General features: G+C 65.5%; 17 protein-coding genes. 9 read left to right on the top strand and 8 right to left on the bottom strand.

The features are described from left to right. Nucleotides 1-46: 46 nt before the first annotated feature. Together AC07TU_RS19400 and AC07TU_RS19395 are read right to left on the bottom strand one after the other, a co-directional pair. The gene (locus AC07TU_RS19400; RefSeq protein WP_495189577.1) at nt 47-850 is read right to left on the bottom strand and encodes a LytR/AlgR family response regulator transcription factor; all 804 of its coding nucleotides are present in this window, start codon (nt 848-850) and stop codon (nt 47-49) included. A 105-nt stretch (nt 851-955) separates the two neighbouring features. Further along, nucleotides 956-2,053, bottom strand: a complete 1,098-nt coding sequence (locus AC07TU_RS19395; protein ID WP_495189576.1) for a sensor histidine kinase — start codon at nt 2,051-2,053, stop codon at nt 956-958. Between the two features lie 105 nt (nt 2,054-2,158). On the opposite strand from AC07TU_RS19395, the gene AC07TU_RS19390 reads away from it, so the two are divergent. After that, complete coding sequence (locus AC07TU_RS19390; RefSeq protein ID WP_495189575.1) at nt 2,159-2,584, top strand: OsmC family protein; 426 nt, start codon at nt 2,159-2,161, stop codon at nt 2,582-2,584. A gap of 169 nt (nt 2,585-2,753) precedes the next feature. Here AC07TU_RS19390 and gpmA read toward each other — a convergent pair whose 3' ends face one another. After that, nucleotides 2,754-3,440 carry a 2,3-diphosphoglycerate-dependent phosphoglycerate mutase gene (gene gpmA / locus AC07TU_RS19385; RefSeq protein ID WP_495189574.1) on the bottom strand — a complete coding sequence of 229 codons (687 nt, stop codon included), beginning with the start codon at nt 3,438-3,440 and terminating at the stop codon, nt 2,754-2,756. A gap of 69 nt (nt 3,441-3,509) precedes the next feature. Between gpmA and AC07TU_RS19380 the strand changes: the two genes are divergently transcribed. Further along, a complete protein-coding gene (locus AC07TU_RS19380; RefSeq protein WP_495189573.1) occupies nt 3,510-4,235 on the top strand; it encodes a dienelactone hydrolase family protein in 726 nt (241 codons plus the stop codon). Here the strand turns inward: AC07TU_RS19380 and AC07TU_RS19375 are convergent. The 3 genes from AC07TU_RS19375 to purB form a co-directional block, all read right to left on the bottom strand. Continuing rightward, nucleotides 4,232-4,831 (bottom strand): DUF4126 domain-containing protein, encoded by a 600-nt coding sequence (locus tag AC07TU_RS19375; RefSeq protein WP_495189572.1) that lies wholly within the window; start codon nt 4,829-4,831, stop codon nt 4,232-4,234. The genes AC07TU_RS19380 and AC07TU_RS19375 overlap by 4 nt on opposite strands. Nucleotides 4,832-4,844: 13 nt before the next feature. Next, nucleotides 4,845-5,474: a hypothetical protein gene (locus AC07TU_RS19370; RefSeq protein WP_495189571.1), complete on the bottom strand. Its 630-nt coding sequence runs from the start codon at nt 5,472-5,474 to the stop codon at nt 4,845-4,847. A 96-nt stretch (nt 5,475-5,570) separates the two neighbouring features. Next, entirely contained in the window at nt 5,571-6,884 is a 1,314-nt protein-coding gene (gene purB / locus AC07TU_RS19365) for an adenylosuccinate lyase (RefSeq protein ID WP_495189570.1), read from the bottom strand. Between the two features lie 266 nt (nt 6,885-7,150). On the opposite strand from purB, the gene AC07TU_RS19360 reads away from it, so the two are divergent. Together AC07TU_RS19360 and AC07TU_RS19355 are read left to right on the top strand one after the other, a co-directional pair. Further along, nucleotides 7,151-7,666 (top strand): EF-hand domain-containing protein, encoded by a 516-nt coding sequence (locus AC07TU_RS19360; RefSeq protein ID WP_495189569.1) that lies wholly within the window; start codon nt 7,151-7,153, stop codon nt 7,664-7,666. 95 nt (nt 7,667-7,761) lie between these two features. Then, the gene (locus tag AC07TU_RS19355; protein WP_495189568.1) at nt 7,762-8,139 is read left to right on the top strand and encodes a VOC family protein; all 378 of its coding nucleotides are present in this window, start codon (nt 7,762-7,764) and stop codon (nt 8,137-8,139) included. A 5-nt stretch (nt 8,140-8,144) separates the two neighbouring features. On the opposite strand, the gene radC is transcribed toward AC07TU_RS19355, so the two are convergent. After that, nucleotides 8,145-8,831 carry a RadC family protein gene (gene radC / locus AC07TU_RS19350; protein WP_495189567.1) on the bottom strand — a complete coding sequence of 229 codons (687 nt, stop codon included), beginning with the start codon at nt 8,829-8,831 and terminating at the stop codon, nt 8,145-8,147. Nucleotides 8,832-8,874: 43 nt separating this feature from the next. Further along, the gene (locus AC07TU_RS19345; RefSeq protein ID WP_495189566.1) at nt 8,875-9,261 is read right to left on the bottom strand and encodes a VOC family protein; all 387 of its coding nucleotides are present in this window, start codon (nt 9,259-9,261) and stop codon (nt 8,875-8,877) included. A gap of 191 nt (nt 9,262-9,452) precedes the next feature. Between AC07TU_RS19345 and AC07TU_RS19340 the strand changes: the two genes are divergently transcribed. The 5 genes from AC07TU_RS19340 to AC07TU_RS19320 all read left to right on the top strand — a co-directional run bounded on the left by AC07TU_RS19340 (nt 9,453) and on the right by AC07TU_RS19320 (nt 12,035). Beyond that, nucleotides 9,453-9,770, top strand: a complete 318-nt coding sequence (locus tag AC07TU_RS19340; RefSeq protein WP_495189565.1) for an AtpZ/AtpI family protein — start codon at nt 9,453-9,455, stop codon at nt 9,768-9,770. A gap of 63 nt (nt 9,771-9,833) precedes the next feature. Next, the gene (locus AC07TU_RS19335; RefSeq protein ID WP_495189639.1) at nt 9,834-10,592 is read left to right on the top strand and encodes a F0F1 ATP synthase subunit A; all 759 of its coding nucleotides are present in this window, start codon (nt 9,834-9,836) and stop codon (nt 10,590-10,592) included. Between the two features lie 48 nt (nt 10,593-10,640). After that, on the top strand, nt 10,641-10,868 hold the full coding sequence (locus AC07TU_RS19330; RefSeq protein ID WP_066573537.1) for an ATP synthase subunit C-like protein: 228 nt from the start codon (nt 10,641-10,643) through the stop codon (nt 10,866-10,868). Nucleotides 10,869-10,927: 59 nt separating this feature from the next. After that, on the top strand, nt 10,928-11,422 hold the full coding sequence (locus tag AC07TU_RS19325; protein WP_495189564.1) for a F0F1 ATP synthase subunit B family protein: 495 nt from the start codon (nt 10,928-10,930) through the stop codon (nt 11,420-11,422). Beyond that, nucleotides 11,415-12,035 (top strand): F0F1 ATP synthase subunit B family protein, encoded by a 621-nt coding sequence (locus tag AC07TU_RS19320; protein WP_495189563.1) that lies wholly within the window; start codon nt 11,415-11,417, stop codon nt 12,033-12,035. Before AC07TU_RS19325 ends, AC07TU_RS19320 begins: the two co-directional genes overlap by 8 nt. Nucleotides 12,036-12,047 lie beyond the last annotated feature (12 nt).

Here is a 12,047-nt window from a genome sequence, read left to right as displayed (position 1 = left end):
AACAATCCTGTTTCTTGCTGACAAACGACCGTCTGACGAAGCTTCGTCAGTGGACGAAGCGCGCCACCACGTCGCGGTAGGAGCGGCTGACCTTCACCTGCGATCCCGAATCGAGGATCAGGAAACACTCGCCATTGGTGTGCGGCTTGACCTGCTTGACCTGATCGAGGTTGACGATGGTCGAGCGGTGGACGCGCTGGAAGCGGCGCGGGTCGAGCCGCTTTTCCAGATCCTTCATCGTCTCGCGCAGCACCAAAGTGTTGTCCGCGGTCTTGATGCACATATAGTCACCGGCGGCCTCGACCACCTCGATCGTGTCGACATCGACGCGGAAGATCTGGCCGCGATCCTTGATGTTGATCAGCTTCTCGTAGCGGTTCGACGCGACTTCGGCATTGTCGCCGGCGACGAATTCCTCCGCGGCGTCGGGCGCGACCTCGGCCAGCACTTCCTTGAGCTTCTCGACTTCCTCGACGCCGCGCTTCTCGGTCAGGCGCTGGCGGACGCGCTCGAGCGTGTCGGCAAGCCGGGCCTCATCGACTGGCTTCATCAGATAGTCCATCGCATTCGCCTCGAACGCGCGGATCGCATGGTCCGAATAGGCGGTGACGAACACGAACAGTGGCGGTTCGACCTCCATCAGGCCCTGCACGACCGAGAAGCCGTCGAAACCTGGCATCTGGATGTCGAGAAAGACCAGATCGGGCTTGTGGGTCTTGATCGCGCGAATCGCCTCGCGGCCGTTCTGGCATTTGTCGATGATCTCGACATCTTCATGCGCCTGGAGCCGTAGCTCGAGGCCCTGGATCGCCAGGGGTTCGTCATCGACCAGGATGGTGCGGATCGTCATGATTCCTCTTACTCTCAACCGGCGCAGCGCCGATGCCCCCGGCGCATTGCTTACACTATCCCCTGCCTTTGTCGTTCAAACGAGCTCGTTACGGCGCGGTTCCGGTCAGGCTGCCTCACGGGCTTGCTCCTCGACCTGGAACGGAATCTCGATATCCACACGAAACCCCCTGCCGGGGACCGATCGCGCGTCAAACCGGTGATCCGGCCCGAAGGCCTGTGCCAGACGTTCCCTTATATTGGTAAGCCCGACCCCGGTTGAAAGGCTTGGCCGGTTCTTGCCCTCGATCAATCCCGGCCCGGTGTCCGACACGGTGATCTGCACCCGTTCGCCGATGAGCCGAGCCGCGACGGCGATTTCGGCGCCTTCTTCCTGCGGGGTCACCGCATATTTGATCGCATTCTCGACCAGGGGCTGGAGCAGCAGCGAGGGCAGGCGCGCCTTCACGACGCGCGGGTCGATGTCGAACACCGGCTTCAGCCGGTCCTCGAATCGCATCTTCTCGATCTCGAGATAGAGTTTCAGCGTCTCCACCTCCTGGGCCACCGTGACATGCGCGGTCGGCTCGTTGGCGAGCGTGTAGCGCAGGAAGTTGGACAGCCGCGCCAGCATCGCATTGGCGCGGTCGGTCTGTTTCAGCAGCACGAGCGTCGAGATCGAGTTCAGGGTGTTGAACAGGAAATGCGGGTTGAGCTGGTAGCGCAGCATCGCGAGCTGCGCGGCGCTGGCCTGATTCTCCAGCATCTCCATCCGATCGATCTGATCCTCGACGATCAGGTAGAAATTGATCCCGAAATAGAGCGCCGACCAGCCGGCCAGCACGGTGAAATTCAGGAACAGGCTGCCCAGTACCAGCGGGATCTCGATCCCCGGATCGCCGCGCATCACCGACACGGTGAAGGCGGTGAGCACGGCATAGACCAGCGTCGCGCCGGCAAGCGTCGCGACCGTCGCGAGGATGCCGGTGATGCGCGGCAGGCGGCGGAAATAGCCGTAGAGCGCCGAAAGCAGCAGCGTCAGGCAATAGCCGACGATCGCTTCGATCGTGACGCGGATCAGATCCTCGAAGCTGAAGGTGCGGTTCGAGAAGTTCGAGACCGCGCGGAGCATCAGATAGCCGCCCCAGCCCGCCCCCTGCAGCATCCAGAAGGCGCGGCTCTTCTGCTCGAAGAAGGGGCGGGAGAGGACGTCAGGGTTCTGCATGCGTTGTCGATTTCTCTAATCGGTAATCCGGCGCGCGCAAAGCGGGAGCCCTTGGCCCGTCCTTGCGTTACGCTGACGAATCGAACGCCAAGCAGGAGAAGTTCCATGACGACTCGTACCGCCACCGCCCGCTATTCCGGCTTCGGCAAGGAAGGAAAGGGCGCGATCACCACCCAGTCGGGTGTGCTGACCGACCAGTTCTACGCCTTCAACACGCGCTTCGAAGAGGAACCGGGCACCAATCCCGAGGAACTGATCGCCGCGGCCCATGCCGGCTGCTTCACCATGGCACTGAGCTTCGGGCTTGCCCGTGCCGGTTATTCGGAGGGCACGCTGGAGACCAAGGCCGCGATCAAGCTGGAGCAGAAGGACGGCGGCTTCGCGATCACCCGTTCGGACCTTACGCTTACCGCATCGATCCCCGGCATCGACCCCGCGGAGTTCGAGAAGCTGGCGAAGGACGCCGAGGCCAATTGCCCGGTGTCCAAGGTGCTCAACGCCGAGATCACGCTGACCCACACATTGGTGTGAGGGCTGCCTGAAATCCTCCCCGGAACGGGGAAGTGGCATCGCGCAGCGATGACGGAGGGGCCGCCGCGTAGACGGCGGAAACGGCCCGACCGGATACCGCCCGCTTCGGGGCGGCCCCTCCACCACCGCCTGCGGCGGCGGTCCCCCTCCCCGTTCCGGGGAGGAGTTATCAGCGCTCGTTGAGATAGTAGCGATCTGTCGCCGTCAGGTCGTCGGCCAGCTCATAGACGATCGGCTGTCCGGTCGGGATCTCCAGGCTGGCGATCTCGTCGTCCGAGATGCCCGACAGATGCTTGACCAGCGCGCGCAGCGAATTGCCGTGGGCCGCGATCAGCACGCGCTTGCCGGCCTTGAGCTCGGGCGCGATCCGCTCCTCCCAATAGGGCAGGACGCGCTCGATCGTATCCTTGAGGCTCTCGGTCTGCGGGATCGGGATGCCTTTGTAGCGGACGTCCTGTGCCAGATCCCAGGGCGAGCCTGCCTCGGGCAGCGGGGGCGGAATGTCGAAGCTGCGGCGCCAGATCTTGACCTGATCGTCGCCATGCTTCGCCGCGGTCTCGGCCTTGTCGAGGCCGGTGAGGCCGCCATAGTGGCGCTCGTTGAGCTTCCAGCTCTTCTCGGTCGGCAGCCACAGCCTGCCCATCGCTTCGAGCGCGATGTTCAGCGTCTTGATCGCGCGGCTCTGGAAGCTGGTGAAGGTCAGGTCGAAATCGAGACCCTTTTCGCGCATCAGCTCGCCCGCCGCCCAGGCTTCCTTGACGCCCTGCTCGGTCAGATCGACGTCCCACCAGCCGGTGAAGCGGTTCTCCAGATTCCATGCGGACTGGCCGTGGCGGATCAGGACGAGCGTGGGCATTGGCGACTCCTTGCGGGATTTCGCCCGCGTCCTTAGCGGATGACGCGCATAGGGCAACGGAGGATGGCCATGGCGATCGAAAGGCAGACCATAGTCTATGACGGGCCGGGCGGCCCGTTCGAGGGGGTGGCGGCGTTCGATCCTTCATGGGATTCGCCGCGGCCCGGCGTGATGATCGTCCCCAATGTGCTGGGCGAGAAGGAGCAGGACCGCGTGGTCGCCGAGCGGCTGGCGGCGCTCGGCTATGTCGGATTCGTCGCCGACACCTACGGTCAGGGCAAGCGGACGACGCGCGAATCACCCGATCCGGCGGTCTATATGAACCAGCTCAACGCCGACCGCGCGCTGCTGCGCGACCGGCTGCACGCCAGCGTCGCGGCGATGAAGGCGTTGCCTCAGGTCGATCCGGCGCGGACCGCGGCGATCGGCTATTGTTTCGGCGGCAAGTCGGTGATCGATCTCGCACGTTCGGGCGGCGGCGTGTTGGGTGTGGTGGCGTTCCACGGCATCTTCGACCCGCCCGGCTATGACTACCCCAGGCCGATCGCAGCGAAATTGCTGATCTGCCATGGCTGGGACGATCCGCTCGCCCCGCCCGCTGCGGTGACGGCACTGGCGGCGGAACTGACCGAGGCGGGGGCGGACTGGCAGCTGCACGGCCATGGTCATGCCGGGCACGCCTTCACCGACGCGAGCGTGAAGCCGGGCATGCGACCGGGATTCGGGTATGACGCGAACGCCGACCGGCGCAGCTGGCAGGCGATGCGGGATTTTCTGGGCGAATTGTTCGGCTAAGCCGGGCTGGCCGGTTTCGGCGGCAACACCTTGCGCAGCCAGCGCCGCAGCATCACCAGCACGGCGATCGTCGCGGCAAGGATCAGCACCGCGATCGCCACCGCGGCGATCGGATTGGCGAGCGCGAGCACGAGCAGGCCGCCGGTGACGATATCCTCGCCGGTGGAGACCACCGCGTTGCTCACCGGCTCTGGACTTGTGTTTACCACGGCGCGTGCGCTCGCCTTGGTTCCGTGTGTGAGCAGCGATGCGCTGCCGCCGAGGAGCAGCGCCATCACCTGCCAGGCCGGGTCGGAGGGGTCGACGATGGCGAGTGCAAGCAGTGCGCCGCCCACCGGGCGGACAAGCGTGTGGACCGCGTCCCATGCCGAATCGAGCCACATCACCTTGTCGGCGAAGAACTCTGCCACCGCGCCGACGCCCGCAATGCCGATCACCCATGGATTGGCGAGCACGTCGAGCATCTTGAGCTTTTCGGGCAGGTCGACCCAGCCCGTGTACATGGCGAGGCCGACCGCGAACACGCAGAGGTAGAGCCGCCAGCCCGCAAGCAGGCTGATACTGGCGGCGAGCCCGATGATCTCGACCGCGCTCATCGCGCGCCCGGTCTCAGCCCGCGGGCTTGGGCGCGGGCTTGCGCGCCGCGGGTTTGCGCGCAGGCGCCTTGCGGGTTGCGGCGGCTTTCACCGGCGCAGCGGGCTTGGGCGTCGTGGTCTTGGCAGCGGCTGCCTTGGGGTTGGCCGCGGGTTTCGCGGCAGGCTTGGCGGCGGCCTTTGCAGGCGCCTTGGCCGGAGCGCTGCGGGTTGCGCCTGCCTTGAGCGGAGCGGCGGACTTGGCGCGGGCCGCTGGGCGCGGCTTGGCCGGCGCGCGGACCGGGGCTGCCGCTGCGGCAGGTGCCGGCGGCGGTGCGGGCCGCTCGGCGAGCTTGCTGGTGATCTTCTCTGCGGCGCGGGCGGCGACGACGGTGGCAAGCGTCGCTGCCGTCTTGCCCAGCGCGTCCGCGGTGGTGGTCTTGTCTTTCGGCTTTTCCGCCGTCCCGTCTGCCGTGTGAGCCTGATTGCGGACATTGGCGGCCAGCGCGACCAGCCCCGCGGCGACCAGATCGCCGACCATCGGGTTCTTGATCAGGTCGAGCAGCTTGGCGCCCTGCTTGCGCAGTTCCTTGGGCAGCTCGATCCCGGCGACGGACTTGGGCAGCTTGCCCGCCTTGGTGGACTTGCTCTTCTTCGCCTTGGCCATCCGCCGTCTCCTGTTGTGTTACAGGAGCGTCACACTAACCGGCGGCGAGGTCAATTGTTTGGTTCGGTTGCCCGAACCGGGGCTGGGGCGCCGCCGTTACTCCCCGAACACCCGCGCGAAGATCGTGTCGACCTGGCGGAAGTGATAGTCGAGGTCGAACTTCTCCTCGATCTCCTGCGCCGAGAGCGCCGCGGTGACTTCGGGATCGGCCTTGAGCAGTTCGAGCAGCGACAGTTCGCCGTCGCTCTCCCACACCTTCATCGCGTTGCGCTGGACCAGGCGATAGCTGTCCTCGCGCGACACGCCGGCCTGGGTCAGCGCGAGCAGCACGCGCTGCGAATGGACGAGGCCGCCCATCCGGTCGAGATTCTTCTGCATCCGCGCCGGATAGACGAGCAGCTTGTCGATCACGCCGGTGAGGCGGGCGAGCGCGAAGTCGAGCGTGATGGTCGCGTCCGGGCCGATATAGCGCTCGACCGAGGAGTGCGAGATGTCGCGCTCGTGCCAGAGGGCCACATTCTCCATCGCCGGGATGGTCGCGCTGCGCACCATACGGGCAAGGCCGGTGAGGTTTTCGGTCAGCACCGGGTTGCGCTTGTGCGGCATCGCCGACGAGCCCTTCTGGCCCGGCGAGAAATATTCCTCGGCCTCCAGAACCTCGGTGCGCTGAAGATGGCGGACTTCCACCGCGAGACGCTCGATCGACGATGCGATCACGCCCAGCGTCGCAAAGAACATCGCGTGGCGGTCGCGCGGGATGACCTGGGTCGAGACCGGCTCGACCGCAAGGCCGAGCTTCTCGGCTACATGGGCTTCGACGCGCGGGTCGATATTGGCGAAGGTGCCGACCGCGCCCGAAATCGCGCAGGTCGCGATGTCTGCGCGCGCCGCGAGCAGGCGCGCCTTGTTGCGGCTGAATTCGGCATAGGCCTCGGCCATCTTGAGGCCGAAGGTCACCGGTTCGGCATGGATGCCATGGCTGCGGCCGATCGTCGGGGTCAGCTTGTGCTCGTAGGCACGGCGCTTGAGCACTTCGAGCAGCTGGTCGAGATCGTCGAGCAGGATGTCCGACGCGCGGACCAGCTGGACCGACAGGCAGGTGTCGAGCACGTCCGAGCTGGTCATGCCCTGATGCATGAAGCGCGCTTCGTCGCCGACATTCTCGGCGACCCAGGTCAGGAAGGCGATCACATCATGCTTGGTGACGGCTTCGATCGCGTCGATCGCGGCGACGTCGATCGCGGGCTTGGTCGCCCACCAGTCCCACAGCGCCTTGGCAGCACTTTTCGGCACCACGCCCAGCTCGGCCAGCGCCTGCGTGGCGTGTGCCTCGATCTCGAACCAGATGCCAAAGCGGGTTTCGGGCGACCAGATCGCGGTCATGGCGGGGCGGGAATAGCGGGGGACCATGGAATGCCTTTCGTGCTGCGCGGGCGCCCCTAGCAAAGGTGCCGCGCCGCGGCAAACCAGCTGCTTCGCCAAATAGCGCCAACCATTTCGTCCCGAATTCCGCACGGTGGCGCGATGAGTTGGGGCTATGTGCTGTTAAGTTGATCGCTCATCGGATTAAATTATGGAACGTGATAAATATGCAACGGGTTGAATGGTTGCAGATCAATCGAGCTATCCTATCTGCTTATGCAAGCAAGTGGATAGAATAACTTAGGAGATATTCCATGATTAAATCAATTCTTCTTGCCGGTGCGGTGATGATTTCGGTTCCGGTGCTGGCTCAGGAAGCGCCTGCACAGGAAACGCCACCGGCACCCGCTGAACAGCCTGCGCAGCCTGCCGAGGCTCCCGCGCCGGCCGAACAGCCCGCCGAAACCGCGCAGCAGCCGCAGGAGGCGACTCCTGCCGAGCCTGCCACTCCGGCCGAGCAGCCCGCGCAGACCGCGGAGCAGACTGCTCCGGCGCAGGGCCAGCAGCCCGCCAACGCAACGCAGATCGCTGCGGTCGTCGATCAGGGCTTCCCGACCTACGACAAGGATGCCGATGGCAGCCTGAAGGCCGAGGAGTTCAACAGCTGGATGGTCGCGCTGCGCTCGGCGAGCGAGCCCGCCTTCAAGGGCGAATCTGCGGCCGACAAGCAGTGGCTGAGCGCCGCGCTCACCCAGGCCGACAAGGACAAGTCGGGCGGCGTGAACAAGGAGGAGCTCAAGACCTTCCTCGCCCCCGCCGGCGCTTCGTAAGCAGGCTTCCGCTTCAGGGACGGGAACCTCGCACATCCCGGCCCACGGCCGCCGGACTTCGGTCCGGCGGCCGCTTCATGTGAAGGAGAGGAAGGATGATCCATCACGCATCGGTCGGCAGCAGCGATCTCGCACGTTCGCGCATCTTCTATCAGGCGGTGATCCCGCCGCTCGGCTACCGGCTGGTCAGCGAGGACGCGCAGTCGCTCGATTATGGTTCGGCGGTATTCGAATTCAGCGTCGAGCGTCCGCTCGACGGCAGGCCCGCCACGGGCGGCAACGGCACGCATATCGCGTTCGAGGCGCGGAGCCGTGCCGATGTCGATGCATTCCATCGCGCGGGGCTGGCGCATGGCGGCCGCGATGCCGGCGCACCCGGGCTTCGGCCGGAATATGACGCCAATTACTATGACGCCTTCCTGCTCGACCCCGACGGCAACAAGATCGAGGCGGTGACCTTCTCGGCTAGATGAGGCCCCTACATCAGCCCCATCGATCGCAGGCTCGAATGGCCTTCGGTGCCGATGATGATGTGGTCGTGCACCGCGATCCCCAGCCTTTTCCCGGCCTCGACCATGTTACGCGTCAGCTCGATATCGGCGCGGCTGGGGGCAGGGTCTCCGCTCGGGTGGTTGTGGACGAGGATGATCGCGGCCGAGCCGAGATCGATCGCGCGGCGGATCACCTCGCGGACATAGACCGGGGCCTCGTCCACCGATCCTTCCTGCATCAGCTCGTCGCGGATCAGCATGTTGCGGCTGTTCATATGCAGCACGCGCACGCGCTCGATCGCGTGGTGGGCCATGTCGGCGCGCAGATAGTCGAGCAGCGCCTGCCAGTTGGCGAGCACCGGCCGCGCCGCGACGTGGCCGCGCAGCAGGCGGAGCGCCGCGGCATGCGCGATCTTGATCGCGGCGACCGATGTCTCGCCCATCCCCGGCACCCGCGCGATCGCCTCGGCATCGGCGGTGAGCAGGCCGGCGATCCCGCCGAACTCGTGGATCAGCGCCTTGGCGAGTGGCTTGGTGTCGCGCCGGGGAATCGCCAGCGCGAGCAGATATTCGATCAACTCGTGGTCGAGCAGCCCTTCGCCATCGGTGAGCAGCCGCTGGCGCAGCCGCGCGCGATGCCCGGTGCCGTCGGTGATTCCCTCGCTGTCCCCCATATGGAAAGCCTATCCGCGGCGCGGGCGGCAGGGAAGGGGGCGCTCAGCTGCGCTCCTCCCAGCCGAAGTCGTAGAAGAGTCGGAGGATGTTGCCGTCGATATCCTCCGCAAAGAATTCGTAGAGCTGCCAGGGCTGCGCGGTCGGCGGCCCGGTGATCCGCGCACCGGTCTCCAGCCATTGCGCGTGGAGCGCATCGACCTCGTCGCGGCTGGAGAGGTTGATCCACAACAGGATCGGACCACGATTGCCCAGCGCCGAACGATATCCCGTATCGGCGAGGAACAGCCGGGAATCGCCGCGCGAAATTCCGGCGAGGCCTAGCTCCATGTCCGACCAGTCGAGCGTGAAACCGAACCGGTCACAATAATAGGTGATCGATGCGGCGAGATCGTCGACGGGGATTTCGGGACAGGCGACCGGGAATTGCATGGGGCGCACTCCGCTGAACCGGGCGTGCGGAGCATGCGCCGGATGTTCGTCGCAGCCAAGCATCATGTGACCGCGATATTGCACTGCGGTTGACTCGGGGCACCCCCCTTTCTAAAGCGCGCGTGCCTTGGCGGGCTCGCCGCTCGGTATATGCGTTTAGCCTAGTGTCACAGGCACTCAGGAGAGACGAAATGGCCGAGAACGAGCCCGGACTGGACCCCCTCAAGGAGGATGCGCGCGTCACTTCGCTCAACGAGCGGCTGGCACGGGCACAATCCGAAGAGGCGATCCGCAGGGGCGAGGGCGACGGGGAAAGCGGGCGTAACTATCGTCTGGGCAACCGGGTTCTTGCCGAGCTGATCGGCGGGCTGTTGGGAGGCGGGGTGATCGGGTGGACGCTCGATTATTTCCTCGGCACCTCTCCCTGGCTCCTGCTGGTGATGTTGACCCTTGGGGTCGTCAGCGCCTTCAGGAACATCATTCGGATTTCGAACCAGCGCTCGAAATGACTTTCGGGCGCTTCGGTTACATGGGAAGCGGACGTGGCTGAAGAAGCAGGCAAGATCGACCCGATGCATCAGTTCGAGGTGCAGTCGATCGCCGACATGTTCAACATCGGCGGGCATCAGATTGCCTTCACGAACAGCGCGCTGTGGCTGATTGCGGCGGCGGTGCTGCTGTGGGTCTTCATGCTCGGCGGGATGAAGCGTCAGGTCGTGCCTGGCCGCTGGCAGATGGCGGTCGAGGGCTTTACCGGCTTCATCGACAAGCTGCTGGAAGCGAATATCGGCAAGGAAGGGCGCAAGTTCCTTCCCTATGTCTTCTCGCTGTTCATGTTCATCCTGTTCGCCAACATCGTCGGCCTGCTTCCGCTGGGCCTGATCCCGGGCGTTCATCCCTTCACCGCGACCAGCCATTTCACCGTCACCGGCGTGCTGGCGATCCTGTCCTTCTCGATCGTGCTGCTGGTCGGCTTCGGCAAGCATGGACTGCGCTTCTTCAAGCTGTTCGTGCCCCATGGCACGCCGATCCCGGTGCTGCTGCTGGTGGTGCCGATCGAGATGGTGTCGTTCATGGTGCGGCCGTTCAGCCTCGCGCTGCGACTCTTCGTCGCCATGACCGCGGGCCATATCCTGCTCAAGGTGCTGGCCGGCTTCATCATCATGTCCGGCCCGACCGGCTGGGCGGTTCCGGTGGGCGCGGCCAGCTTCGCGCTGATGGTCGGCGTCTCGGCGCTCGAATTGCTGGTGGCGGGCGTGCAGGCCTATGTCTTCGCGCTGCTCACCTCGCTCTACATCAACGACGCCGTGCACCTGCACGAGCATCATTGATCCGTTTTTTCGTTGAACCACTGAACTTTTAGAACTGGAGTTAGAATCATGGACGCAGAAGCAGCAAAGCTCCTCGGTGCGGGTCTCGCGGCAGTTGGTGCCGGCCTCGCGGCGCTGGGCGTGGGCGCGGTGTTCGCCGCCTTCCTGCAGGGCGCGCTGCGCAACCCGGGTGCGGCCGCTGGCCAGCAGGGCAACATGTTCATCGGCTTCGCGGCCGCCGAGCTTCTCGGCCTGCTCGCGTTCGTCGTTGCAGTCCTGCTGATCTTCGTCGCCTAACACTCGTCTGAACTTCCACGCCGGGCGGTGATCCGTCCGGCGGCGGAAGGGGAATTCCGATGCCACAGATATCCCAGCTCGCCGCGACCTATGCGTCGCAGATCTTCTGGCTTCTGCTGACCTTCGGCTTCGTCTTCTTCGTCATCGGCCTGGGCATGGTGCCCAAGGTGCAGGGGACGATCGACAGCCGTGACAAGTCGGTGGCCGACGATCTCGCCGCTGCCGAAGCCGCGCGCGCCCAGGCCGATGCGGCCGAGGAAAACTGGCGGCAGCAGGAGAATGCGGCGCGTGAGCAGGCGCAGACCCTGCTTGCGAAGGCGCGTGACAAGGCCGCTGCGGCGACCGCCAAGTCGCTCGCCGGCGCTGCCGAGAAACTGAACGCCAAGCTGGCCGAGGACGAGGCGCGTATTGCCGCTTCGACCCAGTCCGCGCTGGCGGAAATCGAATCGGTTGCGGCGGACGCGGCGCAGGACATCGTCGCGCGCCTCTCCGGCGTGAAGGCGACTGCGGCCGAAGCCAGCAGCGCGGTGAAGACGGTGATCGCCAATGGCTGATAACATGCACGCCCTGCCCCCGGCCTCGGCCGAGGTCGCGAACCGGCTGGAAAACGCCGACAAGCTTGAGGGTATGCCGCACTCGGGCATCGTGGCGAAGCCCGTCGAGCATCATGCCGAGCCCACCGCGCTTGGCCTCGATGCGACCATGTGGGTCGCGGCGGCGATGGGTATCCTCATCCTCGTCGCGATCTGGAAGGGCGTGCCGAAGCTGATCGGCGGGATGCTCGACAAGCAGATTGCGGCGATCCGCACGCGCCTCGCCGAAGCCGAGCAGCTTCGCACCGAAGCCGAAGCGCTGCGCGACGAATATGCCCGCAAGCTCGCCGGCGTCGAGACGCAGGCGGCGGCGATGGTCGCCCATGCCGACGAAGAGGCGAAGGCGCTGGTCGCCAAGGCCAAGGCCGATGCGGATGAGCTGGTGAAGCGCCGCGCCAAGATGGCCGAGGACAAGATCGCCGCTGCCGAGCGTGCCGCGATCGATCAGGTCCGTGCCCGTACCGCCGAGGCTGCAGCCAAGGCCGCGGCGGCGATCATTGCGCAGAAGCATGATGCGGGCGCCGACAAGCCGCTGATCGACAGCACGATCGCAGGGCTCTCGCGGCTGAACTAGGGTTAGCGTAAC

The organism is Sphingomonas sp. GW821-FHT03E12 (assembly GCF_059420685.1).
The sequence above is the reverse complement of the archived record's forward strand: the minus strand, read 5'-3'. Positions and strand labels throughout refer to the sequence as shown.

Excerpts from the sequence above, each read along its gene's own strand:
- AC07TU_RS19345 (WP_495189566.1), bottom strand. The coding sequence starts at position 9,261 with ATGCAATTCCCGGTCGCCTGTCCCGAAATCCCCGTCGACGATCTCGCC.
- AC07TU_RS19375 (WP_495189572.1), bottom strand. The coding sequence starts at position 4,831 with ATGAGCGCGGTCGAGATCATCGGGCTCGCCGCCAGTATCAGCCTGCTT.
- AC07TU_RS19395 (WP_495189576.1), bottom strand. The coding sequence starts at position 2,053 with ATGCAGAACCCTGACGTCCTCTCCCGCCCCTTCTTCGAGCAGAAGAGC.
- AC07TU_RS19340 (WP_495189565.1), top strand. The coding sequence starts at position 9,453 with ATGGCCGAGAACGAGCCCGGACTGGACCCCCTCAAGGAGGATGCGCGC.
- AC07TU_RS19370 (WP_495189571.1), bottom strand. The coding sequence starts at position 5,474 with ATGGCCAAGGCGAAGAAGAGCAAGTCCACCAAGGCGGGCAAGCTGCCC.
- purB (WP_495189570.1), bottom strand. The coding sequence starts at position 6,884 with ATGGTCCCCCGCTATTCCCGCCCCGCCATGACCGCGATCTGGTCGCCC.
- radC (WP_495189567.1), bottom strand. The coding sequence starts at position 8,831 with ATGGGGGACAGCGAGGGAATCACCGACGGCACCGGGCATCGCGCGCGG.
- gpmA (WP_495189574.1), bottom strand. The coding sequence starts at position 3,440 with ATGCCCACGCTCGTCCTGATCCGCCACGGCCAGTCCGCATGGAATCTG.
- AC07TU_RS19380 (WP_495189573.1), top strand. The coding sequence starts at position 3,510 with ATGGCGATCGAAAGGCAGACCATAGTCTATGACGGGCCGGGCGGCCCG.
- AC07TU_RS19360 (WP_495189569.1), top strand. The coding sequence starts at position 7,151 with ATGATTAAATCAATTCTTCTTGCCGGTGCGGTGATGATTTCGGTTCCG.
- AC07TU_RS19325 (WP_495189564.1), top strand. The coding sequence starts at position 10,928 with ATGCCACAGATATCCCAGCTCGCCGCGACCTATGCGTCGCAGATCTTC.
- AC07TU_RS19320 (WP_495189563.1), top strand. The coding sequence starts at position 11,415 with ATGGCTGATAACATGCACGCCCTGCCCCCGGCCTCGGCCGAGGTCGCG.
- AC07TU_RS19330 (WP_066573537.1), top strand. The coding sequence starts at position 10,641 with ATGGACGCAGAAGCAGCAAAGCTCCTCGGTGCGGGTCTCGCGGCAGTT.
- AC07TU_RS19335 (WP_495189639.1), top strand. The coding sequence starts at position 9,834 with ATGCATCAGTTCGAGGTGCAGTCGATCGCCGACATGTTCAACATCGGC.
- AC07TU_RS19355 (WP_495189568.1), top strand. The coding sequence starts at position 7,762 with ATGATCCATCACGCATCGGTCGGCAGCAGCGATCTCGCACGTTCGCGC.
- AC07TU_RS19400 (WP_495189577.1), bottom strand. The coding sequence starts at position 850 with ATGACGATCCGCACCATCCTGGTCGATGACGAACCCCTGGCGATCCAG.
- AC07TU_RS19390 (WP_495189575.1), top strand. The coding sequence starts at position 2,159 with ATGACGACTCGTACCGCCACCGCCCGCTATTCCGGCTTCGGCAAGGAA.